Below are 23,999 nucleotides of genomic sequence, written 5' to 3'. Positions count from 1 at the left end.
TTAGCTTATCTGGAACTAAAATATGAAATTCTTCATGGTATTGCTCTGATTTTATTCATTAGTAAGCACTTACATGTTGTTCGCAACCTGATTATCTTTATTAAGTAGACTACTATTTGGTCAGTTTCCTATTTTTGCATTCGATGCTTGTATTCTACAGCCTGGGGATCAGGTGTTATTATTTTCTCATCAAAATAGCTTCGTTATTCAATAAGAAGGCAGGCCTCTTTGTAAGCGGCAGAAAGAATCTATTAACTGACCTTAAAAACGCTATAAACGATAACGAAAACATCGTTTGGTTTCATGCAGCTTCTCTAGGCGAATTTGAACAGGGATTACCCGTCATGGAAGCCTACAAGGAGCTATTTCCACAAAATCAAGTTCTTGTGACTTTCTTCTCCCCCTCTGGTTATGAGGAAAGAAAAAGCCATCCTATTGCAGATTGGGTTTTCTACTTGCCGATCGATTCAAAGCGTAACGCAAAACAGTTTTTAGACATTGTAAAGCCCAAATCTGTCTTTTTTATCAAGTATGAGTATTGGTTTCATTATTTGAATGAGGTCAACCAAAGAAATATACCGCTATATAGCCTTTCGGCATTGTTCACAGTAGACCATATCTTTTTTAAAAGTCACGGAGTTTTTCATCGAAGAATGCTGCATTTCTTTGACCATACCTTTGTTCAGAACGAGTCATCGCTGCAATTACTAAATGGCCTTGGTATAGAGAAGGCCAGTATTTCAGGGGATACACGATTTGACCGAGTACTCAAAACCATTGATCAACCGGATCATTACCAAGACATAGAAAACTTTAAGGGAGGTGAACTATTGATGGTTATTGGTAGTGCATGGCCCAGCGATATGCAAGTGTTAGACGAGTTTATCAACACCTCACCGCAAAATTTGAAATTCATCATAGCACCGCACCTTGTCGATGATCTCAATGTGAAGAAAATCACATCGGGATTGGAAGTGAAAACGCATCGGTTTACTTCAGGTCAAGAAATTCCAAGTAACACAAAGGTCCTCATACTTGACACTATGGGTATGCTATCTTCCGTTTACCAGTATGGTGATTTTGCCTATATCGGTGGTGCCTTTGGAGATGGCTTGCATAATATACTAGAGGCCGTGGCCTTTGGCTTACCTGTTGTTTTTGGAGACAAAGGGCTCGAGAAATTTCCTGAGTCATTAGCGTTACAGCAGCTTGGAGGAGCCTTTAGTATTAAATCAAAAGACGAGGCTTCAACAATCCTTGAAAAGCTTACCTCAGATGATTCATTTAGATCTGCAACATCGGATATTTGCAGAGATTATGTTCTCAATAACGCTGGCGCTACAGACCATATTATTAGTTACTTGAAAAATCAAAATGTATGAAGGGTCAGGTGATTAAATCGACAGGCAGCTGGTATGAAGTAAAACACGCCTCTGGCAAAGTTTTTCGAAGCCGATTGCGTGGAAAATTTAAAATGGATGGCATAAAGATCAATAACCCAATTGCTGTTGGGGATTGGGTTGAGATGGAAGAAGAAGAAAAAGGTGATAAGTCAGCCGTAATTACCAAAATCCATGACCGTGAGAACTATGTAATTCGGAAATCTACGCGCAAAACAGGGTTTTCCCACATACTTGCCGCCAATGTAGATCAAGCATTACTCTTAGCAACCGTCACTTTTCCCAAGACCTCTTTAGGGTTTATTGATCGGTTTTTGGTCAGTGCCGAATCTTTTCGAATCCCTGCTTTGGTGGTTTTCAATAAAAAGGATTTACTAAATGATGATGGTATTGCCTTTTGTCATGAATTGATCAAGATGTATGAAGAACTCGGCTATAAGGGAAGCCTTATCTCTGTACTAGAAGACGAAGGCATTGAGGAATTAAAGGGTCTATTAAAAGGCAAAACGACCTTAATCGCTGGCCATTCAGGTGTAGGCAAGTCCACACTTTTGAACATACTGGTTCCCGGGCAAGTGCAAAAGACTGGAGAAGTGTCTACGTACGCTAACAAAGGAACTCACACCACTACCTTTGCCGAAATGTTCGAAATGGATAATTCCACGAAGATTATTGATACTCCAGGAATTAAAGAGCTAGGCCTTGTCGATATGGAAGCTGCTGAGATCAGTCATTACTTCCCTGAAATGAGGGCATATTTGGGTGAATGTAAATTCAATAATTGCCTACACACTAACGAACCTGGTTGTCAGGTTTTGGAAGCCTTTGAAGAAGGTAAGATTGAGGCATCCAGATATCACAGCTACCTAAGTATTTTAGAAGATTACGATAACAGACGATAAAGCAAACACAAGACTATGAACCCATGGCATGATGTATCTCCGGGAGATAACCTTCCCACCACCGTTAATGCAATCATTGAGATTCCTAAAAACAATAGGGCCAAATATGAGCTAGACAAGGAAAGTGGTCTTCTTAAAATGGACCGTGTCATTTATAGCTCTATGTACTATCCTCATAACTATGGTTTTATCCCTCAGACCTACTGTGATGATAATGACCCGCTTGATATCCTTGTGATTTCACAAATCCCTATCGTCTCTATGTGCATTGTTGAAGCCAAAATCATTGGCGTTATGCGAATGCTGGATCAAGGGGAAGCGGATGATAAAATCATTGCCGTTGCAGAACATGATAAGTCAGTAAGTCATATCGAAAATATTGAGGAGCTTCCAGAGCACACGCTGAATGAGTTGAGAAATTTCTTCGAGGACTATAAGAAACTCGAAAAGAAAGAGGTCGTTGTCGAAAAATTTCAAAACAGATCACTGGCCCAACAAATCTTTCAAAAGAGTATAGAGGATTACAAAGCAAAGTTCGCTTGAAATAAGAAAAGGAAGGTTTAAACCTTCCTTTTCTTATTTCTCCTTAATCCTCCAATCTATCTTTCACGAATTCCACCTTGGTTTTACCATGAGGGGCCGATTTGCCATCTGGTCCTAAGTTCACCATAACAATACGGTCAATACTGAGTATCTCTTCTCTGGTCAGCTTGTTTCTGACTTCGCATCGCATGGTCAATGAAGTTCTTCCAAAGGACACCGCTTCTATGCCAATCTCAATAATATCCCCTTGAACCGGAGCATTAATAAAATTAATCTCGGACATGAACTTGGTCACAATCTTCCGGTTTTCTAACTGAACAATTGTATACAAAGCGGCCTCCTCATCGATCCACTCCAAGAGCCGGCCTCCAAAAAGGCTCCCATTAGGGTTAAGATCTTCAGGTTTTACCCATTTGCGCGTGTGAAAATTCATAGGCTCTTATTTAAGAAGGATTTCAACATCCAGTTTTGTTTTTGTAACTCTTGAAGATAGCTGGTAAATATATCCAAAGTACCTTCATCTCCTGCTTTTCCTGCTTCTTCAAGAAGTTCTCCCAAGTTTGATACGAGTACCAAATTTGCTTTAGTGATAGCCTCTACCATAGCGTCAGCCTCCATAATTTCCTCATGCGATTCCACATCGGCATTTGCCAAGATGTTCTTAAGCGAGCCTTTTGGTATACCATTCAAGGCCAGTATGCGTTCCGCCACCTCATCTATTTTAAGAGCAGCCTCATTGTACAACTCCTCAAACTTCTCATGAAGAATAAAGAAAAATGGACCCTTCACATTCCAATGGAATAACCTCAAATTTTGATAGTGAACTTGATAGTTAATTAAGAGTTGATTGAGCTTCTCAACAACTGCATTTTCTATTGTTGTTTCCATATCTATTGTCTTTTAAGTTTTCTGATCAATTCGCACTAGAATAACTTTATTTATAAACTTTATGTTCCTAGATTTGATATAGATTTTATCTATATGACATTGCAACAATTAGAGTATATCGTTGCGCTTGACACGCATAGGCATTTCGTAAATGCCGCTGAGAGTTGTTTCGTTACTCAACCTACACTTACCCTCCAGATCAAGAAGCTAGAGACCGAAATGGGTGTTCAGATTTTCGACCGCTCAAAGCACCCTATTGCCCCAACCAAAACTGGCTTGCGTGTTATTGAGAGTGCCCGACAAATTCTTAGAGAAGTGAATAGCCTGAAGTCTTTTATCAGTATGGAGAAAGATGATCTTAGTGGTACTTTCAGGATTGGTGTAATACCAACAGTGGCGCCCTATCTCATGCCGAGGTTTCTGAAGCAGTTTGTAGATGAAAACCCAAAGATTAATCTGGTCATCAGAGAAATTGAATCTGAACAGATCATTGCTGACCTCAAAAACGATTTGTTAGACATAGGCATTCTAGCAACACCACTGGATGAAAACGGCCTTCGCGAAATACCCATGTATAATGAGCCATTTCTTATTTATAGCGCTGAACAACACCCACTCTTCATTCAAGAGCACATTCAACCCTCTGACCTTCCTGAAAAGGGTTTATGGTTACTGAACCAAGGGCACTGCCTCAGAAATCAAGTGCTACGCGTATGTAGTCAAAAGAAGAATGCTCAGAATAACAACTTAAGCTATGAGAGCGGCTCTATTGAGACACTCAAAAACTTAGTAAAGAATCATATGGGGTATACCCTTGTTCCGGAACTCTCGGTAATGGAGACGATTTCTTCAGATGATCGAATCAAACGTTTTGATGCACCTGAACCCAGTAGAGAAATCAGTATGGTGGTACACCAAAGCTTTAATAAAGAGGCCATATTAGAAATCATTAAAGGAGCAATTTTGGAAAACATCCCTTCCCACTTTCGGAAGGCCAAAACCTTTAATCGTATTAAATGGAGGTAGATTATGCTACCTCCATGCCATTGTCGCAAAATTGTTGAATTGCTTTTCTTAGAAACTCCGCTAGTCCGGGCTTGACTTTATCATAATGTGCTTTGAAACGATCGTCCTCCACGTACATTTCTGCTAAACCACGATAATGCTCTTCTGACACTTCATAAAACCGATGTAGATGTTCAAAATGGAGCTTGACCACTTTCTGTACCTCCACATCTTCTACAGGCTTATGCATCAGATTTGAAAGCCATAGGTTAATCTCTTCAGCCTCCTGCTTGGTTTCTTTCCAGGCTGCTTTGCTCATAGACTTTATCCGATGCTCTGTCTCCTTAGCTTCATCAGGCCATCGGTCGGCCGTTTCAGTCTTAATTGCCTCTACCTCTTTTGGATCAAAGCCTTCATACATTTCTTTGTCTGTAATCATACCTTCTTTGTTTTTAAGTTCATTGATTGTTTTATCAATGGTGACCATCAGTTTATCCAAATGAACAGCTCGTTTCTTCAGGACTTCCCTATGCGACTGCAATGCAGTGATAAGGTCGAAACCCTCATCATTAAGAATTGATTTTATCTCCCCCAAGCCATAGCCAAGGGTTTTATAAAACATGATTTGCTGAAGCTTGAAGAGTTCTTCCTTTCCGTAGAAACGATAACCCTTTTCAGACCGTTTGGCTGGATTCAACAAACCGATTTCATCATAATGATGTAAGGTTCGAATGCTAACTCCTGCCAACTGAGAGAGTTGTTTTACTGAATATTGCTGATGACCCTTTTCCATTGCAAACAAAGAAAGTGGCTCACGTTACGTAAGAGTCAAGTCTTTTTCAAATTATTCTTGATGCAAAGTTTCTGCGGGGTTCTTCAAGGCTGCCCGAATACTGTGAAACGAGACCGTTGAAAGTGCTATAAATAAGGATGCTAAGGTGGCTAGTACGAAGACCATTAAGTTGATACCGATGGCGTAGGCAAAAGTCTCTAACCACTGTCTCATTAAAAGAAAAGCCACCGGCCAAGCGATCAGGTTGGCAATAAGAATTAGTTTGACGAATTCTTTTGACAGAAGCGCTACAATACTACTAGTAGATGCTCCAAGCACCTTCCTAACTCCTATCTCCTTGCTTCTTTGTGTCGCAAGAAATGCTGCCAATCCAAAAGCGCCTAGGCAAGCGATAACTATTGCTAAAACTGAAAAGGCAGTAAAGAGCCTGCCGCTCCTTTCCTCGGCATCATATAATTGTCCAAACTCCTGATCAACAAAGGCCACTTCTAATGGCCGCTGTTGTACAAAGTCGTCCCAGGCACTTTCAATTCTAGCCAGTGTACTGGCTAGGTTTTGTGTTGAAACTTTAGCCAAGAAGATATTAGGATTGCTCACCTGTAAATCAGCCGCAAACAGGGCCACAGGACCAATGGGTTGATGCAAAGACTCAAAGTGAAAATCTTTAACCACCCCAATTACAGTTGAGATTGGACCGTTAATCGGCTGCAGTTGCTTGCCAATTGGGTCTTGCCAACCAAAAGTTCTGACAGCCGATTCGTTGACAATAATAGCCGATGAATCCGTCACTATAGCGGGGTCAAAGGCTCTTCCTTCAACGATCTCAAAACCCATAGTTTCGATCAAGTCATAATCTCCTCTGATATTTGGCATTAGATAACGATCACTCGCATTACCGGTAACATCAGTGAATGTTCCTCCATTGACTTGTCTGCCTGGCACCGTATTCGTACCAGAAACCTCTAATATCTGTGGATTATCAAGCAATATATTTTTAAAGGTTTCAACTTGATCTCTGAGCAGGTCTGCCCTCTCGATAATAATCAGTTGATCTTTGTTAAAGCCAAGCGGCTTATCATTCAAGAATTGAATCTGTTGATAGATGACTAGTGTTCCGATAACGAGTACGATCGAAATACCAAACTGAAAAACAACCAGTCCATTTCTCAACCAAGAACTCTTTGCTCCACTACTCATTTTTCCTTTCAGCACCGCTACTGGCTTAAATGCAGATAAAAAGAAAGCAGGGTACAAGCCTGAAACCACACCTAATATGATTGAGAAGACTATAAGACCGACAATGAAAATTGGTTCTAGTAAACCTTGGATGTCCAGCGCCTTTCCCGAAATAGAATTGAAATAAGGTACTAGCAAAATGGCCAAGGCCATTGCCACCATTGTAGCGAAAAGACACATGAACACAGACTCGGTCAAAAATTGAACAACCAACTGCTTCTTAAGAGCTCCCAATACCTTTCGCATACCAACCTCTCGGGCTCGATTTGCCGCCCGGGCCGTGGTTAGATTAATGAAATTAATGCACGCGATAAGTAAGATAAAAAGGGAAATAGCGGCAAAGAGGTAGACTATCGTTTCATTGCCATTGGCTTCCAGTTCCCATTGGTGATTAGATTTCAGATGAATATCAGACACCGGTTGAAGAAAGTAATTATGATCGTTACCAGCGGCTTCATACTGATCCCAACTGATCCCCAGAATACTCTGAATTTGTGGTTCCATATAGGTCTTTATGATCCCCTCTATTTGCTCCTCTATTTCCGCAGGGTCAGTTCCTCTTTCAAGTTTGATGTAGTTATGAGCATTGTAAGATCCCCAAAACTCATTTCGGTACAATCCTGGAACGGTGCTTAAAGAAAAGAGAAAATCAAAATGAAAGTGGGTGTTGGAAGGCATAGGCTTCACGACTCCTCGCACCAGCATCTCTCCTACATTTTGGATGGTCAGTTGCTTGCCAAGAGGATCCTCATTGCCAAAATATTTGGTAGCCATCGCCTCAGTAATGATTAAGGAGTTAGGAAGGTCTAAAGCTGTTTCCTTGTCCCCTTCTATGAAGTCAACGGCAAAAAAGTCAAAGAAGGTAGAGTCAACGGCAAGGACACTTCTTTCGTCAAAAAATCGATCGTCTATCTGAAAAGTAAGGGTTCCAAACTGATTGAATATCCTAGTAGAAGATTTCACGGCAGATAAATCCCTAGCCAAAGTTCTACCCATAGGCATTGGGCTTCTCGCATAGATAAACTGGTTGTCCGGGAACTTCCTATCCAGAGCCACACGGTAAGTGCTTTCTACTTCAGGATGGAAGTTATCATAACTCAACTCTTCCATTACGAAGGTTAGAATCAGCAAGCAACAGCTGATGCCCACAGCAAGGCCGGTGATATTGATGAACGCAAAAAACTTCTGTCTGGCTACATTTCTGAGTGCTACTTTGATGTAATTCTTAATCATGCTATCGGGTTTTCACAATTAAGATATCAATAGTCTACCAGTTAATTCTTGCGGATTATTTTGTTGGTCGTATTATTCTACACCCTCTAAAGCTTAGACTCACAATACTTTTACCACTGATTTTATATGCAGCGAATTCACATGTGAATTCTACTATGTAGGTATGAAAGGAAAATACTTACTCTTCACAGCTGCCTTGACGGTATTTCTACATTCCTGCCAAACGGATGATGCAAAGCCAATCGATGTCAAACCCTCTGATCTGAGGATCTTGTTTATAGAAAATTCAGAAGGTGCTCCTTTTTCAAAATTTACTGGAGAGCTAAAATGCATAGATCCTGAAGGGATCAGTCTCACTGAGGTGACCCACAATACTTCAATGTCGACAGGATTTATCTCTACTTCCAACGACTATTCTAAAGTGACCTTTCACGCATCTGTCAACAGCCCATGTTTAACCCGAGACATATTTTCCTTGGATCCGATTACACTTTCTTTTGAGAGAAAAACAAATTCTATCGCCAGGGCTCTAACTCGTGGCTGTCAAAACCTAACAACATACTCTGACCCTTGGTTATCCCCAGATGGTTCTGCCATTGCTGTGGTTAAGTCGGGTGGAAACAGAAACGATGCTGTTATACTGGACATGGACGGGCAAGAAGAAATAAATCTGGCCTCAATTATTAACCTTGAGATAAAAGACAATTATAAACCGAGATGGTCTCCAGACGGTACTAAAGTAGCGTTTGCAACACGCCACTTCACCAATGATGAAAAAACGGAAGCACTTTGGAGGGTTTGTGTGATTAACAGAGATGGTTCTAATCCGATCTTCATAGGGTCCTTTAGTGAAGCGATTACTACTCCCATCTGGTCACCAGATGGAAGTCAAATAGTCTATGAAGTTTTTAAACAAGATAGAACATCTCTTTTCGGAGTTGATTTTCGAACCAGTAGAATAATGAACAGCGATGGCACTGATGATCGACTACTAGCTCCTCAGTTTGAATCTGTGTTTGTTGAAAACCATGCTTGGTTTAAGGACAACAAAAGGCTGATAGCAAATGTAAGGCAGGATCCAAACTCAGCAAAAAACGAAATAGTCATAATTAACACAGAATTAGGTACGCACCTGCAACTAACAGATATGGAACCCTTGGAGAAGAGTTCTTTAAGTCTATCTCCGGACGAAGAATGGGTCCTTTATGTGGGTTCTGACCCTACCAAACAACCAAATTCCGACAATGTGTGGAAAATTAGGGTAGACGGGTCTGAGAATAAGAGGTTAACAAACATCAATCATGTCAGAACGGCCCAATGGGTCAAAGTAAACCTATAAACTGGTTAATGATTGACCCATAAGATCGTCTAACAACTACACCAATCTATTCCTTCCAGAATGAAATCTTCACAAAAATCTCGTTCTCTAAACGATCTTCAGACACTTCTTCAGCAAAGAATGGGTTTCCCTTAAACTCAAAACGATTTACTTGAATTAAATGACGACCTCGATCAAGATTGGTGATATCTATCACCGTCTCTACCCCTCTTTCTCCTTTGTTTTCATGCCTGGTAAAGAAAAAATCAGGATTTTCGATTTTCTCACCGTCTAAATAGACTTCATACAGGCTACCCAGACACTGTGACGAGGACTTCACCAATTCTTCGTATTTCTCATCCGTACCAAGAAGATCTTCCATAGTCACAGTACTATCTTGTGCTGATCGCATACCTGCATTCATAGCTTCGGTGAAAGAATTGGTCCTTTCGAGACCTCTAAATTCTGGACACAGAAAATCTAAAACCTGATTACTTCGTGGTGAATACCTGATGAAAAGTTCCAAATAGTCATTCTTGACAAACTTTGAAGGTATACTCGCTGTACGTATATGTCCTTTACTGCGCTCATCATCGTAGTGCACCTTATTCATGGTGTACTGATTGGCACTTCTGACTTCTGGAAAGAATGGATAAGTCTCCCATGTATTGATACGCTGCGCAAGAAACAAGGTACCACCGAGTATCAGGGTAACACTTATGATTTGCTTCTTACTGTAATTGGTGATCAGGTGATAGTAAATGCTCCTGTAGACAAACGATAAAGAAATAAGACTAAACAGTCTATATATCGGATAGTAGAGCACTGAAAACCATTTCGACTTTTTGAAGGTGCTAAAAAAGATGGTATCCAAGAAATAGATTACTGCACATATAGTCAATATCACCGAAAGAATCAGGAATAGTACCGATATCATCATGGTAACCGCAGGGCTACTTCCAATGTAATTTTGGAAAAAAGCACCAACCCCTAATAGTGAAAACAAAAATGCTGATACCAGCACTACCGATATAATGGAGAAGGCCAGTAAGTAGGTATAGGCAAAAATCACACTGGACACCTTATCCAGATAGAAGATCAAATCATCCAGACTCCTCACCTTTCCCGGTAACTTCTTGCGAAAAGGTCCTTTTAACTTTAGAGAATCCAAGTCAATTGAGTTAGACACTGAACTCAGCCCTACAATCCCGATCCAGAATCCCCTGAGCAACAGATGGATCAACAAACTGATCAAGAAGAATTTCAGTGCTATCGGAATTGTATTCACAATAAAGCTTCCAGCGCTGACGAAGACTACGTTAGAAGAAGAGCTTGGAACAAGCTTGTTAAAGTTAATCGAAGCACTAAACTCCTCATACTGGTCTACACCAGTGGCCAACAGGAAAATTGAGAACCCTGTGATCAACAATTCTAGTTGCCAACTTTCTAATTGCAGGTTGGAAACCCATCGTCTTAACTTGCCCTCTTCGTTGTCATCAGGTCTTCTTAATTGCGCCATAGTCTAAAGTTGAAGCATGAATTTAGCACAAAGGCCCTAAATTAAAAATGCCAGCTGATGCTGGCATTTTTACAGTCTTAAGATTAGTTCCTAGCAACATCCACCACCATCGTAGAAGTAGGTGCTTCCTGAAACCCAAATGTTCTTATTCTCCAAATTTTCAAGATTAGCCGCTGTCTTGTCACAAACGGCTAAGGGTTGATTAGGAAGCAATACATGACCCTTATGATCATCAAAATATTCTTGGTCACCCGTATAAATTGCGGTTCTACCAGTGAAAACGCATGGACCATCTTGAGGCATGGGGTCTTTAATGGCAGCTACCTCAACACTTTCTATAAAGATTCTATTGGGTGTATCGTAGTTCTCCGGATCGAGTATTCTATAAGGCCGTTTTGCACGAATCTCAATTGTTCCAAAACCCACATCAGTGATCATTTTAATGTAATCTTCCAACGGCAAGGCACCACTAAGGCACAATCCACGCAGTCTTTCATCAAACTTAAGCGAATCTGGCATTGCTTGCTCAGCGATAGGGTCTGACAATACAAGCCTTCCTCTTGGCTTCAAAACGCGATACATTTCTTCCAAGGCCTTCTTCAAATCGTCTTCATGGAAGATATTAAAGAGACAATTTTGTGCAGCGACATCAATACTCTCGTCTTCGATCGGCAAATTAAGGGCATCTCCTTTTCTTACATCAATGAATGATGGATCGAACCAAGCATTCTTAGCAACTGCTTCTGACATATTATTCTCACATGCCTCTATCATCTCATCTACCACATCGACACCAATTACTCCACCTTTCTGACGGCTGAAATAAGAGAATTGAAGCAGCTCCATTCCTCCCCCTACTCCTACGTAAAGGACTTTTGGGTTATTGATCAAATCCCTGGGGTGCACGGTACTACCGCAGCCATAATTCATATCAAGCATGATTTGCGGTATTTCTAACTCTGGAAATGCCCAAACAGGCGTAGTCGTACAGCAAAGCCCGACATCAGGGGTTTCGGCTGCTGCTTTGTATATATCTTTTGTAGTTTCTAAATAAGTTTCCATAAATCAATTAATTGGTAGTAGTTCCTCCACAGCTTGACCCTGCTCCTGCAGTACACCCAAAACAGTGTTGGTTAATAATAATTTCGCGGTTCATTACCTTTTCGTAGTCAAAATCACTTACATGATTTGGCGCTCCGTTGGTTAGTTTCAATTCAAGCATTTGATTGAAGTCACAATCATACAGGTAACCATCCCAACCTACCGAAACCATGCTTCTGCACATAACACCTGCGGCCGCCATTGGGTTAAAGGCATTAGTGAGCTCATTCATATAATCCTCATAATTCTCCGACCTGATGAGGTAATCCAAAAATCGACTGACTGGCAAGTTGGTTATGGCAAAAAGGTCATTAAACACAATGTCATAAGTCTCTTTGAGCTTTCGCTCGTACTCTTGTTGAAGCACCACCTGGTCATCCGGAAGGTAGGCTCCTGAAGGGTTATAGACCAGGTCAAGTTTGAGCCCTGTTCCTTCTTTTCCGTAGCCCACGGCATTTAACATTTGAAGCGCTTTGATCGATTTTTCAAAGACTCCATCCCCTCTTTGTGCATCAGTCCGTCTAGCGGTAAAAGAAGGCAGTGAAGAAACGACATTGATCTTATGCTTCTTGAAGAACTCTGGTAGGTCGTTGTATTTAGGGTTAGCCAAAATGATGGTCAGGTTACAGCGGACAATGATCTGCTTACCTAATTTCGAAAGCTCCTCTACAAACCATCTGAACTCAGGATTCATCTCAGGCGCTCCACCTGTAAGGTCTACTATCTTGATCTCTGGGTTTTTCAGGGCATCCAGACAAAGTTGCATAGTTGCTCTGGTCATAATCTCTTTCCGATCAGGACCGGCATCCACATGACAGTGCTTACATACCTGATTACACATCTTGCCAACATTGATCTGGAAAACCTCAACGCTCACCGGTTTAAGGACGTCTATGCCAGCATCAGCTATCTTTTCTTCAAAAGAAGGTATACCTACGGCTTTATGATCGCTCAGCACTTTGATCTGCTCCTCAGGAGTGGATAACCAATGCTTAGTTTTCTTTAGGCTTTGTGTTGCAAGTGCCATTTTACATTAGTTTATCTTCCATTTCATTCATCATTTGTACGCCATGTACAAGTACAGCCCCTCCTTTGATGGCAGCGGCTACATGAACAGCCTCCATCATTTGTTCTTCATCTGCACCCTTTTTCATGCAGGAATCGGTATAGGCGTCAATGCAATAAGGACATTGCACGGCATGGGATACAGCCAAGGCTATAAGTGCCTTTTCGCGGGCGGTCAATGCCCCTGGTTTGAAGACACTGCCATACCAATCGAAAAATTTAGTACCTAGTTCTTCTTGTAATTCGGTAATCTTCGAGAACTTCTTTAGGTCCTCAGGTTTATAATAAGTCTTAGACATGGTGATTGCTTTATTGTATAGAAAATAGGCTCTAGCGAATATCTCTAGAGTTTCAACTGCCGGCTAAAAAGCAATTTGCGGAGGGCCTCTAACGATCCAAGTGGTAGTTTTGAACTTACTGAAGCCCATGAAAAATTGCGCTCTTTCGGCTTTATGAAATAGGATTCGTTTTAGGGATAATCGAAAACCACGACTGAGTCGGGTTCTAAGTCGAAGAACGACATTAAAATCTTCTAGCGTATTGAGATCGCTTTTAGCCTCAAGTATAAAAACTCCTTCAAGTTGATCGCAAAGTTGCTGATATACGAAACTAGAATGCCATTGTATGGCTTTGAAGTCAATTGACTTTGCCTCATCCAAGTTCAGCCCCATTAGATAGACGCCTCCGTGAGAATCTCTACCCAAAACGTTTTGACCTTTCTGCAATGCTTTATCGGCACGCATAAGGTCATCCACAGATAGTTCAGGCGTATCATTCCCAATAATAATTACATTTTGGAAGCCTTGTTCGGCAACTACCCTGAGCGAATGAACAAGTCTCTCATTGAAGGTATTACCAACCTGTTGATTTGAATAAAACTCTATAAGTGGTAAACCCGAGTCCTTTACCGTCTGAAGTGTCCTATTGACAAAAAACTTATAAAGGGATGAAAACCTCTTCCTATTCAAGCCCAAAGATTTAGCTCCAAACTCATCATTGAGCGTTCTGGAAAAGAATAATACTGCTGTTTTATCAGAGGGCATCCATTGGGAATTTAGAGCCTTAACTCCGTATTCTCAAAATTAATTTCATATCAATGGATTCAGATTCTATAAATGTCGGCTAAGAAACATCTGAACAGCGTCCACTACACCAAACTTGAAACGACTTGCCTCGATTCGTTCCTGAAAACAGATGGTGTTTGACCAGTGTAACTTGTGAATAAACGGGTAAATGAACTGACATCCTTAAAGCCTACATCGTTACATATGCTTTGCACAGAATAAGACCTATTAAGCAACAGCCATTTTGCTTTTTCTATCCTTAGGCCTGTCACGAACTTCTTAGGTGTAATGCCAAAAGTATGCTTAAAAGCCCTGTGAAAATGATATGGGGAAAGGCAGGCTACTCTAGATAACTCGTTCAGGTTTACATCTTCTGAAAAATGCGCTTGAATATAATCGCGAGCAATGGAAAGTCGCTTATACAGTTCAACCTTGGTAGATCGCTTCACAATTTCTTGGTCTTTAAAAACATTCAAAGACGCATTGGCACTCATAAAGACAGTTTCGAGCATCCCACTGAATAGGTCATAATCATCAACCTCGCTAGGCTGAGTACTCATTTTATTCCCAATCATATGTTCAATTCTCCTCCTCAGTTCTTCTGTGACGGGCAAGGTATGTAATGGAAACTCCGGAAGGGGTTTACTCAAATCATATAAAGCGAAAGCATCTAGGAGCCCTGCTTGTGTCTGCTTATGGTAAGCAACAAAGTCTTTAACGAAGTTCTCATTAAAACAGAATGCCAACATGGTGGCATCTTCCGAATGTTCAGATGTCACTGAATATTCAGTTTCATGATTCATGACCAAGAACTGATCTGTATTTACGCGAAGCTGCGATTGATTGATGTGGTAGAGCTGTGTGCCTTTCACTCCGAAACGAATGGAAAATCTAGTTTTCTGATCTTCACCCATTAACCCTTGGGAAGTGAAATGAGCATAACCGTTATTTATGCCTTCGATTTGACCATGTTCTGCACGCCAGTAAATCTGTCCACCCTTTCTATGAACAGTATGTTGACCATTATAAGCTATCATTGAGTTGACCTTTAAACCAATCTAACGAGCTAAACAGAAAGTCAATTCAAATTTTATGTAAGTGGTTACGATAAATATGTCGCAGCGAGGTCGCGAATATTTCACATAATGCGAAAAACTAGAAGAGAACTTTTGAAAAAAGGACTGCTAGCGTATCCTGACTCCCCACTCCTGACCTTAGAAAAGCCCTGTGCTAAGCACTCTCCTTTTTTCATGCACAAAATCTCGAAGCAAGCTTCTGATAGAAGGATTGCTCTCGCGATCCCGACTCCCCACTCCTGACCATAGAAAAGCCCCGTGCTACGCACTCTCCTTTTTTCATGCACAAAATCTCGAAGCAAGCTTCTGATTTTGTGCATGAAAAAAGCCCCTGAAATTCAGGGGCTTCTCTGCGCTAAGTGACCTCGACAGGATTCAAACCTGTAACCTCTTGAGCCGTAATCAAGTGCACTATTCAGTTATGCTACGAGGCCAAAAATAAACGGACGTTAAAGTCCGTTAAATGCGTTTGCAAAGGTAATTAATTCTTTTTCTTTGCAAAAGACGTCCTTATATACTTTTAAAAAATACTATCTTTGCCACCGCTTAAATTTAGCATACCCATGAAGAAGTTGTTACTCGGAGTTGTAGGTTTGGTTTTCATGAGTCTTTCGGCTCAGGCACAGCGTCCTGATCTGCCAGGGGCTTTACTGGTGGACATAGGGGTTAATAGCTGGAGCAACGCACCCGAGGACATCTCATTAAACAGCTTTCAGTCGAAGACAGTAAATATTACCTATTATTATGACCTACCGATCGGCACCAATGGGTTTACTTTTACTCCTGGAATAGGACTGAGTCTTGAAAGGTACTCCTTTGAGAATAATTTCACCCTTACATCTTCTGTAAATACCAGTAGTGTAAGGTCGGTAGAGGCGACCGACTTGAATTCGCTGACGAGTAGTCCTATTAGCTTTGGCAAATCAAAACTAGCACTACACTACTTAGACATTCCTTTAGAACTCAGATATTACAAAAGTAAGAACCAATACAATAGAGGTTTCAGAGCTGCTCTGGGCATGAAAGTCGGTGTACTTTACTCTTCGTTTACAAAGTTCCGTTATGAGGATCGAGGAGGCGATAATCGTACAGTTAAAGACCGTCAAGACCTAGGCTTCAACCGTTTCCGCTACGGTGTCCAGGGACGTGTTGGATGGGGAGGCATTAGCCTTTTCGGATTCTACGAGTTATCCGAAAAGTGGGACATTGCGCCAACAGGTGGAGAAAATACGAGAACACTTACCTTAGGAATCTCCTTAACTGGCTTCTAAGACTATTCTCCCTTAAATTCTGGAAGGCGTTTCTCTAAGAAAGCCTGAACTCCTTCTTTATGATCAAAGGTAGCTCCTGCTATATCTTGATTGTAGGCTTCATAGTCGAGCATTTCAGATAAAGTAGCTCCTTGCGACTTATTCAGCATCTTCTTCATAAGCCCTATTGCCTTGGTTGGCGCTTTAGCATAATAATCTGTATAAGCTTTCACAGCTTCGTCCAAAGCCTCATCAGGAACACACTTATTTACTAAGCCCATAGCCTCTGCTTCTTTGCCACTCACTCTAGTACCCATAGTCGCCAGTTCAAATGCCTTAGAAGAGCCTAGCAGTCTTGGTAGGAAATAAGAGGAACCAGAGTCAAGTACCAATCCAATATTTACGAATACTTCGATGAGTTTGGCACTCTCCGCGGCAACTACAATATCACAGGCAATAGCAAAAGAGCAACCAGCCCCTGCCGCGACACCATTTAAGCGACACACCACTGGCTTAGGCAAGTTTCTGATGGCCTTAATGATAGGGTTATACCTTTTATGAATCGAATCTGAAAACGATCGATTAGGTTCGGCTGAAGAAGCCTTCAAGTCCTGGCCCGAACAAAATGCTTTGCCTTCTCCAGTCAATACAACTACCCTCACTTCACTATTTCGCTTGGCATCTTTCAATGCTGCCTGAAGCTCATAAGTAATTTCGTTGTTGAGTGCATTATACACATCCGGGCGATTGAGTGTAATGGTGGCCACCCCATCTTTGATATCGTATTTGAGAAATTCGAACATGGTCTAAAGAAATAAAGCGATTGATCCGTAACTAATAGTAAACCCAAGTATTAGGCCTCCCAGAATTTCGGCAGGCTTATGAGCATTCAAATATAATCTGGCCCAAGATATTAATCCTGTCAATGCAACTGCAACAATTAGGGGCCAAAACAAAGTATTGGTTGCTTGAAAAGCATGTTTATAGGCAACAATGAACCCAAGCCATCCAGCTATACCAGCTGCATGGGCACTAATCTTCCACTTAAACGTAATTCCATTGGTGGCAATCACAACAGTGGTAATAGCCAGGAAAGTAATATGCATTGCGGGTGTCATCCATTCTTGCCCCTTGATCATGAAAGACACAACCAAATAAAAGAGCGATATGAATACAAAAGGCATATACCTGTCCTTCCTATCGTTCATATGCAGATCCTTAATGACTTTTGTAATTCGAAACATGACTACCGTAAGGACAGGAACCAAACACGTTGTCACGAATATCAGTGAAACAACCGTCCAGCGTCCTTTGTCGGTCAAGTTTGAACTATTTCCTAGGTGGAACAGAATGGTGTAGAACACCAAAGTCGGCATTATTAAAGGCTGAAATAAGTATGTTAGGAATTTCGCTAAAAAAGTCAAATCAGAGTTCTTTTCTCAGACGTGCTACCGGGATATTGAGTTGCTCCCGATATTTTGCCACAGTTCTTCTGGCAATGTTGTATCCCTTGGCCTTTAGGAATTTTTCAAGTTTATCGTCAGACAATGGTTTCTTCTTATCCTCACCATCGATCAACTCGGCTAATACGTTCTTGACTTCTCTACTACTGACATCTTCTCCACTTGTCGTGGAAATCCCTTCACTGAAAAAGTATTTTAGAGGAAAGATTCCAAAGTCAGTCTGAATCGATTTTGAATTTGCCACTCTAGAAACCGTGGAAATATCCATATTGATCTCATTAGCAATATCCTTCAAAATCATTGGCCTCAGTTTAGACTCATCTCCATCTTGGAAGAAGTCATACTGAAATTTAATAATCGACTCCATTGTTCGAAGCAAGGTGTTCTGTCGTTGCTTGATTGCATCAATAAACCATTTTGCAGCATCTAACTTTTGCTTAACAAAACTTACGGTTTCCTTTAACTTCTTATCCTTCTTATCGCTCTTATCATATGCTGAAAACATCTCAGAATATGATTGACTTACTCTCAATTCAGGCGCATTACGGCTGTTTAACGTTAAGTCAAATTCACCATCGGTATTACTCAACAAGAAATCGGGTATGAGGTATTGAGTTTTAACCAGACCTCCAGAGATCCCTCCGGGCTTGGGATTTAATTTTGTTATCGCACTTACTGCTTCCTTGAGCAAGCCCTCATCATCGAGGTTTAGCTTCTTAAGGATTTTATCATAGTGCTTCTTGGTAAACTCATCAAAGCAAAGTGAAAGAATTCGAATAGCCGTCTGAATGACTTCATCTTCTTCAAGATCATCACTCTTTCGCTCCATCTGAATCAACAGACATTCTTGAAGACTTCGTGCCGCAATACCAGGAGGATCGAATTGTTGAATCTGACTCAACAATTCTTCTAACTCCTCAATATCCGTTTCAATGTTTTGGGCAAAGGCCAAATCGTTGACAATCGCATCCAGTTCTCGCCTGATATAACCGTCTGTCTCAATGCTGCCGATCAATTGCTTGGCAATGTTCTCTTGACGTTCGTCCAAGCCTAAAAAGCCAAGCTGAGCTTCTAACTGATCATTCAAAGACGCTTGCATAGCCACCGGCATCTCACGATCTTCTTCATCGTTGTAGTTACCATCACCTTGCATCTTATATCCGGAGAAATCGTCATCACCTAAGTAGTCTTCAACATTCAGATCTTCTGTAGAACTTACTTCTCCCTCTTCAAACTCTTCGCGCTCTGGTGCAGCCTCTTCCTCTCTCCCCTCCTCCAAGGCAGGGTTGATTTCAAGCTCCTCCTCTACTCGAGTATCGAGCTCAGCCGTTGGTACCTGCAACAGTTTTATAAACTGAATCTGTTGAGGTGACAGCTTTTGGCTAAGAGATTGACTAAGGCTGAGTTTTTGCATTAGGTATAAAAAATCGCTCTTTCTATTAATTCAAATTTAAAGGAAAGAACGAGAGAAGCGTTGAGATTGTAACACTTTTTAACAAAAATCATGCAGAAAATTCTAATTCTAGAAAAAATGTCCCTACACGCATTATTTAGTACATAATTACAAAAGCACTTACCTAATTGAGCCTAGTAAATGATTATCAATTAGTTGTGTTTGAGAGTAAAAAATGATTGCTTTGCGTTCGTTTTAGAATTCATTGAGTACAGTAACCATGGAAACAAAGAGAACCAAAATTGCCATACTTCTGAAAAGCGCCGAAATGGATGTCGATGTGGTAGCAAAAGGTTGGGTAAGGACAAAAAGAGGCAATAAACATGTGAATTTTATTGCCCTTAATGACGGTTCCTCTATCAATAGCATTCAAGTGGTTGCTGACCCTAATTTAATCGGAGAGGACATACTTAAACATGTTACGACAGGAGCCAGTATTTCTGTTAAAGGTAAACTAGTCGCTTCCCAAGGCTCAGGTCAAAGTGTTGAAATTACAGCAGCATCCATTGATGTTCTCGGGGTAGCGGACCCAGAAAAGTATCCGCTTCAACCCAAGAAACACTCGCTAGAGTTTTTGAGAGAGATCGCACACTTAAGGCCTCGAACAAATACTTTCGGTGCCATTTTCAGAATGCGACATGCGATGTCTTTTGCAGTTCATAAATTCTTTAATGAAAAGGGTTTCTACTATTGGCATACACCATTTGTAACAGGCTCTGACGCAGAGGGAGCTGGTGAAATGTTCAGAGTTTCAACGCTTGACCCCATAAACCCTCCTTTAAAAGAGGATGGTTCTGTCGATCATAGTCAGGACTTCTTTGGTAAGGAGACCAATCTTACCGTTTCTGGTCAATTAGAAGGCGAATTGGGTGCTATGGCGCTTGGCGACATATATACATTTGGACCTACTTTTAGGGCTGAGAACTCTAATACTACCAGACACTTGGCTGAGTTCTGGATGATCGAACCAGAAATGGCTTTCTATGATCTGACAGACAATATGGATTTGGCGGAAGAATTTCTCAAATACCTGGTGGCCTATGCACTCGAGCATTGTGCCGAAGACTTGGAGTTCTTAGAGAAACGACTTTTAGACGAAGAAAAAAACAAACCGGCTGCTGAACGAAGCGAAATGACTTTAACAGAGAAGCTCAGGTTTGTTGTTGAAAATGACTTTGAAAGGCTTTCTTATACTGATGCGATTCAGATACTCAGAAACTCTAAGCCGAACAAGAAAAAGAAGTTCCAGTTCTTGATTGATGGTTGGGGAGCTGACCTTCAGTCGGAGCATGAGCGCTATCTGGTTGAGAAGCATTTTAAGAAGCCTGTTATTCTCACAGATTACCCGAAAGATATCAAAGCATTTTATATGCGGATGAACGAGGACGGCAATACTGTCGGAGCCATGGACATACTATTTCCTGGCATAGGAGAAATTGTAGGCGGTTCTCAAAGGGAAGAAAGACTTGATGTACTTACCAGTCGCATGGCTGAGATGAACATTCCTGAAGAAGAGCTTGATTGGTATCTCGACACAAGAAGGTTTGGTACGGCTCCCCACAGTGGCTTTGGACTTGGTTTCGAAAGGCTTATGACTTTCGTCACTGGAATGGGAAATATTAGAGATGTAATTCCGTTCCCAAGAACACCAGGAAACGCTGCATTCTAAAACAATAAACCCCGATGTCTTCGGGGTTTTTATTTCTTGCTGAATCTTACAGTTTGTTGGAATTTGGATTGGTCATCCATGACCAGCACCAGATAGTAGCCTCGCTGAAAGGATTGTACGTCTACCTTATACTTTTTCAAACCGCTCTTTTCAAGATTGACTCTCATCTTAGTACCGATGATACTTCTGATCTCAATTTTAGGCTTACGAAGTTCAAGATTGCTTAGATCAATTGTCAAATAATCTGAAGTTGGATTAGGGAAAACCTCAACTTTGATCTTTTCATCACCATTATCATTGGAAACATTCGCTAGTCTTTCCGACTGAGCTGACGCCATAGACGCTATACAGAGGAGGGCCAGTCCAAGGACTAGCTTTCTGAGCGTAATATGGTGATTGAAGATTTCCATTATGTAATAAGACCCACTTTAAGGTGTCAAGGTTTACTTAAAGTTAGGATTTTTTCAAATAAAAGACGCATGTCTTACGTTAATAATTGATTCTGGGAGTTTATGAAGCAAATCTGATGCCATCAATGACATTTCTCCTACACTTTTTTCAGCCAAATCTCCGGCCATCCCATGTAGATAAACGCCTGCCATAGCAGCTTCCTCACTTTTCAAGCCCTGAGACATCAAGCCAGTAATTATTCCTGACAAAACATCTCCACTCCCTGCGGTCGCCATTCCGGAATTGCCAGTCGTGTTAAAAACCACTTTCCCGTTTGGCAGTGCTACTGCAGTATGAGCACCCTTTAATACAATAACCCAGTTTCGGTCAGAAGCAACGCTTCTCATCTTTTCAATTCTCCCTAAGCCATCAGTACTTGGCCCAAAGAGTCGATTGAATTCTCCCACATGCGGTGTCAGTATTGAACCCTGAGGAACATTGTCCATCAATTTGGGGTGTGCCGCAAGAATGTTTAAGGCATCTGCATCGATCACCATTCGCTTATGGTTTTGTTTTAGCACCAATTCCAACCACTGTACCGTTGCTGGATCAGTTCCCAAACCCGGCCCCACACAAAGTGCATAAGTGTTTTCAAAAATTTCTCCAGAGCTAATCTGATTGTCGCTGTCATCTACAGTGACCATTGCTTCAGGCAAGGTTGATTGAATTATCTCATACCCACATTTAGGAATATGAACGGTCAGTAAACCTGCGCCTGCTTTCAATACAGCTTTTCCACACAAAAAGGCTGCGCCTATTTTGCCAAAACTTCCAGAAAATATCTGTACGCGTCCAAAATCTCCTTTATGTTGAAACTTCTTCCGAATGGGCAAAAAGGCCGCAATATCACTTTGCTCGATTAGAAAATAGTCTGACGGCAGTGATTCAATAAACGCTTCGTCAAGGCCGATATCAGCGATCTGAAATTCCCCGACATACATTCCTGACTCAGGAATTAAAAAGGACAGCTTCGGTCTTTGGAAAGCAATTGTCAAATCAGCCTTAACGATTGCTCCGGACGGATCGACCTGATCAGAAAAAAGGCCGGAGGGCATGTCAATACTAACCGTCTTAGCCTTTGAGGCATTTATCTTCTCAATTATTTCCGCGAAAAGCCCTGTCACGGAGCGGTTGAGGCCCGAACCGAATAAGGCATCTACAACCACATCTTCTTCGATAACCAGATCATCAGCTTCAGAAACGAGATCAGGAGGAGTTATAAGTCGATTTAGGTTTTCCTGACAATCGGGAGAAAGGTTTGAAGACACATTCACCAAAGAGCACCGTACGTGATAGCCCTTTTCTCTCAGGAGTCTGGTGACAGCCAGGCCATCTCCTCCATTATTCCCTGTACCGCATACCACATGTATTGAACAGGTAGAGGGGATTAAAGAAAGGAAACATTTTGAGAATGCCTTAGCGGCTCTCTCCATCAAATCTATCGAGGCAATTGGCTCATTCGCGATGGTGTGCTGGTCTGCCGTCCTAACTTGCTCTGCGGTAATTATTCTCTTCATCTAAAATCCAGGTAAGGCAACAACTTCTTGATCATTACACTGTCCATCAAAGACAATCTGTACATATCCTCAGCCTTTCTGAATTTACCACTTTTACTCTTCACATTCAATATCTCTTTTGTCTGTTCATAGTCAATATACGGATGTGCCAATAGCTCCTTGAAAGTGGCCATATTAATCGGAACCTTCCTTATTGTGGCAGTATCCGTCAATTGCAGATAAGGTTGAATGTTTTGGAAAAGACTATCGGTCATACCATAAACTTCCTTAAGCTGATCTATAGAGTAATAGCCTCCTAATAACTTTCTGTACGACACAATCCTACGAGCATAACTTGAGCCAATCCCCTTAAGCGTTTTGAAAAGGGTACTATCGGCCGTGTTGATATCAACAAGGACTACTTCTTTTTCCTCGGCCTCATTAATCTCAGCTTCACTGACAGGTTCGCCAAAATTATCAGGACTAGGAGATTTAGACACTTTGACTTCTTTCTTCTTCTCAGGTAATAGGATATAAGTAAATAGTCTTTGATATACGCTATCGGGAAAGTCATAGATCTTTAGTAGGTCACCTTTTACATAAAACTTACCTCCTTTTGATCGGTAGTTATTAATTCTGTTGGCGAGAAATTGGGGAACTCCCAATGAGACTAATTCTTCAATAGACACTGAATTAGGGTCGAAATCGAAGTACTCAACTTCAATGGATTCGCTCACCTCGGGTTTCTCAAAATTGGCATTGATTAAAAAAACCAGACTATCAAGCAGCCTTTTATCTTCTGCAGATGTATAGGGATCAGAACTCAGGATTTGACGATATAGATAGGGTGTGAAAAGCAGAAGAATTATCAGAGGTATGAGCACTAATGTCCCATTAACCTCTGTTCTACTGAAACCAAAAAAGTCGCGAATGAGTTTATTTAGTCTCATTTAACCGTGTGTTTGATTGAGAGTAAATGAAGATAAGACTATTTAAACAATTGGCTTAACAAATGAATTGAAAAGCTGAGGGTTGGGTAGCAAAAAGGTAGAAACGTTATAAATATCAAAAACTG

23 protein-coding genes and 1 tRNA gene are annotated in these 23,999 nt (G+C 41.2%); 7 read left to right on the top strand and 17 right to left on the bottom strand.

All coding sequences use genetic code 11. The features are described from left to right. The first annotated feature begins 143 nt into the window (after positions 1-143). From BFP97_RS00480 to BFP97_RS00470, 3 genes are read left to right on the top strand one after another with little or no spacing between them, the layout of a single operon-like run. Positions 144-1,382, top strand: coding sequence for a 3-deoxy-D-manno-octulosonic acid transferase (locus BFP97_RS00480; RefSeq protein ID WP_069840535.1), 1,239 nt, complete (start codon positions 144-146; stop codon positions 1,380-1,382). Continuing rightward, complete coding sequence (rsgA, locus tag BFP97_RS00475) at positions 1,379-2,302, top strand: ribosome small subunit-dependent GTPase A (RefSeq protein ID WP_069840534.1); 924 nt, start codon at positions 1,379-1,381, stop codon at positions 2,300-2,302. Before BFP97_RS00480 ends, rsgA begins: the two co-directional genes overlap by 4 nt. Positions 2,303-2,317: 15 nt before the next feature. Continuing rightward, complete coding sequence (locus BFP97_RS00470) at positions 2,318-2,845, top strand: inorganic diphosphatase (protein WP_069840533.1); 528 nt, start codon at positions 2,318-2,320, stop codon at positions 2,843-2,845. Between the two features lie 43 nt (positions 2,846-2,888). On the opposite strand, the gene BFP97_RS00465 is transcribed toward BFP97_RS00470, so the two are convergent. Both BFP97_RS00465 and BFP97_RS00460 read right to left on the bottom strand, forming a co-directional pair. Then, the gene (locus BFP97_RS00465; RefSeq protein WP_069840532.1) at positions 2,889-3,278 is read right to left on the bottom strand and encodes an acyl-CoA thioesterase; all 390 of its coding nucleotides are present in this window, start codon (positions 3,276-3,278) and stop codon (positions 2,889-2,891) included. Then, on the bottom strand, positions 3,275-3,733 hold the full coding sequence (locus BFP97_RS00460) for a Dps family protein (RefSeq protein ID WP_069840531.1): 459 nt from the start codon (positions 3,731-3,733) through the stop codon (positions 3,275-3,277). The genes BFP97_RS00465 and BFP97_RS00460 overlap by 4 nt, the downstream gene beginning before the upstream one ends. Positions 3,734-3,826: 93 nt before the next feature. Between BFP97_RS00460 and BFP97_RS00455 the strand changes: the two genes are divergently transcribed. After that, positions 3,827-4,759, top strand: a complete 933-nt coding sequence (locus BFP97_RS00455; RefSeq protein WP_069840530.1) for a hydrogen peroxide-inducible genes activator — start codon at positions 3,827-3,829, stop codon at positions 4,757-4,759. 1 nt (position 4,760) lies between these two features. Here the strand turns inward: BFP97_RS00455 and BFP97_RS00450 are convergent, their stop codons facing one another. Next, positions 4,761-5,531, bottom strand: a complete 771-nt coding sequence (locus tag BFP97_RS00450; protein WP_069840529.1) for a MerR family transcriptional regulator — start codon at positions 5,529-5,531, stop codon at positions 4,761-4,763. 51 nt (positions 5,532-5,582) lie between these two features. Further along, positions 5,583-8,000 (bottom strand): ABC transporter permease, encoded by a 2,418-nt coding sequence (locus tag BFP97_RS00445; protein ID WP_069840528.1) that lies wholly within the window; start codon positions 7,998-8,000, stop codon positions 5,583-5,585. Positions 8,001-8,163: 163 nt separating this feature from the next. On the opposite strand from BFP97_RS00445, the gene BFP97_RS00440 reads away from it, so the two are divergent. After that, complete coding sequence (locus BFP97_RS00440) at positions 8,164-9,339, top strand: TolB family protein (RefSeq protein WP_069840527.1); 1,176 nt, start codon at positions 8,164-8,166, stop codon at positions 9,337-9,339. A 46-nt stretch (positions 9,340-9,385) separates the two neighbouring features. On the opposite strand, the gene BFP97_RS00435 is transcribed toward BFP97_RS00440, so the two are convergent. The 7 genes from BFP97_RS00435 to BFP97_RS00400 all read right to left on the bottom strand — a co-directional run bounded on the left by BFP97_RS00435 (position 9,386) and on the right by BFP97_RS00400 (position 15,577). Beyond that, entirely contained in the window at positions 9,386-10,837 is a 1,452-nt protein-coding gene (locus BFP97_RS00435) for a hypothetical protein (protein ID WP_069840526.1), read from the bottom strand. Between the two features lie 90 nt (positions 10,838-10,927). Next, positions 10,928-11,899: an arsenosugar biosynthesis arsenite methyltransferase ArsM gene (arsM, locus tag BFP97_RS00430; RefSeq protein WP_069840525.1), complete on the bottom strand. Its 972-nt coding sequence runs from the start codon at positions 11,897-11,899 to the stop codon at positions 10,928-10,930. A 7-nt stretch (positions 11,900-11,906) separates the two neighbouring features. After that, entirely contained in the window at positions 11,907-12,965 is a 1,059-nt protein-coding gene (gene arsS / locus BFP97_RS00425) for an arsenosugar biosynthesis radical SAM (seleno)protein ArsS (protein ID WP_069840524.1), read from the bottom strand. Position 12,966: 1 nt separating this feature from the next. Beyond that, positions 12,967-13,302: an arsenosugar biosynthesis-associated peroxidase-like protein gene (locus BFP97_RS00420; protein ID WP_069840523.1), complete on the bottom strand. Its 336-nt coding sequence runs from the start codon at positions 13,300-13,302 to the stop codon at positions 12,967-12,969. Positions 13,303-13,365: 63 nt separating this feature from the next. Beyond that, positions 13,366-14,046 (bottom strand): DUF2064 domain-containing protein, encoded by a 681-nt coding sequence (locus BFP97_RS00415; RefSeq protein ID WP_069840522.1) that lies wholly within the window; start codon positions 14,044-14,046, stop codon positions 13,366-13,368. A 104-nt stretch (positions 14,047-14,150) separates the two neighbouring features. Then, positions 14,151-15,104 carry a helix-turn-helix domain-containing protein gene (locus BFP97_RS00410; protein WP_069840521.1) on the bottom strand — a complete coding sequence of 318 codons (954 nt, stop codon included), beginning with the start codon at positions 15,102-15,104 and terminating at the stop codon, positions 14,151-14,153. A gap of 399 nt (positions 15,105-15,503) precedes the next feature. Continuing rightward, a tRNA-Arg gene (locus tag BFP97_RS00400) sits at positions 15,504-15,577 on the bottom strand. Between the two features lie 129 nt (positions 15,578-15,706). Here BFP97_RS00400 and BFP97_RS00395 point away from each other — a divergent pair. Continuing rightward, on the top strand, positions 15,707-16,414 hold the full coding sequence (locus tag BFP97_RS00395) for a porin family protein (RefSeq protein ID WP_069840519.1): 708 nt from the start codon (positions 15,707-15,709) through the stop codon (positions 16,412-16,414). A 2-nt stretch (positions 16,415-16,416) separates the two neighbouring features. Here BFP97_RS00395 and BFP97_RS00390 read toward each other — a convergent pair whose 3' ends face one another. The 3 genes from BFP97_RS00390 to rpoN form a co-directional block, all read right to left on the bottom strand. Beyond that, positions 16,417-17,196, bottom strand: coding sequence for an enoyl-CoA hydratase-related protein (locus BFP97_RS00390; protein WP_069840518.1), 780 nt, complete (start codon positions 17,194-17,196; stop codon positions 16,417-16,419). A 3-nt stretch (positions 17,197-17,199) separates the two neighbouring features. Further along, positions 17,200-17,601, bottom strand: a complete 402-nt coding sequence (locus BFP97_RS00385) for a phosphatase PAP2 family protein (protein ID WP_139135132.1) — start codon at positions 17,599-17,601, stop codon at positions 17,200-17,202. Positions 17,602-17,818: 217 nt separating this feature from the next. Next, entirely contained in the window at positions 17,819-19,270 is a 1,452-nt protein-coding gene (gene rpoN / locus BFP97_RS00380; protein ID WP_069840516.1) for an RNA polymerase factor sigma-54, read from the bottom strand. Between the two features lie 259 nt (positions 19,271-19,529). On the opposite strand from rpoN, the gene asnS reads away from it, so the two are divergent. Then, positions 19,530-20,978 (top strand): asparagine--tRNA ligase, encoded by a 1,449-nt coding sequence (asnS, locus tag BFP97_RS00375; RefSeq protein WP_069840515.1) that lies wholly within the window; start codon positions 19,530-19,532, stop codon positions 20,976-20,978. Positions 20,979-21,007: 29 nt separating this feature from the next. On the opposite strand, the gene BFP97_RS00370 is transcribed toward asnS, so the two are convergent. From BFP97_RS00370 to BFP97_RS00360, 3 genes are read right to left on the bottom strand one after another with little or no spacing between them, the layout of a single operon-like run. Further along, complete coding sequence (locus BFP97_RS00370; protein WP_069840514.1) at positions 21,008-21,388, bottom strand: T9SS type A sorting domain-containing protein; 381 nt, start codon at positions 21,386-21,388, stop codon at positions 21,008-21,010. 54 nt (positions 21,389-21,442) lie between these two features. Then, complete coding sequence (locus BFP97_RS00365; protein WP_069840513.1) at positions 21,443-22,945, bottom strand: bifunctional ADP-dependent NAD(P)H-hydrate dehydratase/NAD(P)H-hydrate epimerase; 1,503 nt, start codon at positions 22,943-22,945, stop codon at positions 21,443-21,445. After that, on the bottom strand, positions 22,942-23,874 hold the full coding sequence (locus BFP97_RS00360) for a helix-hairpin-helix domain-containing protein (RefSeq protein ID WP_069840512.1): 933 nt from the start codon (positions 23,872-23,874) through the stop codon (positions 22,942-22,944). Before BFP97_RS00360 ends, BFP97_RS00365 begins: the two co-directional genes overlap by 4 nt. Positions 23,875-23,999: the final 125 nt, after the last annotated feature.

Source organism: Roseivirga sp. 4D4, assembly GCF_001747095.1.
GTDB lineage: Bacteria > Bacteroidota > Bacteroidia > Cytophagales > Cyclobacteriaceae > Roseivirga.
This window is presented reverse-complemented; position numbering and strand designations above follow the sequence as displayed.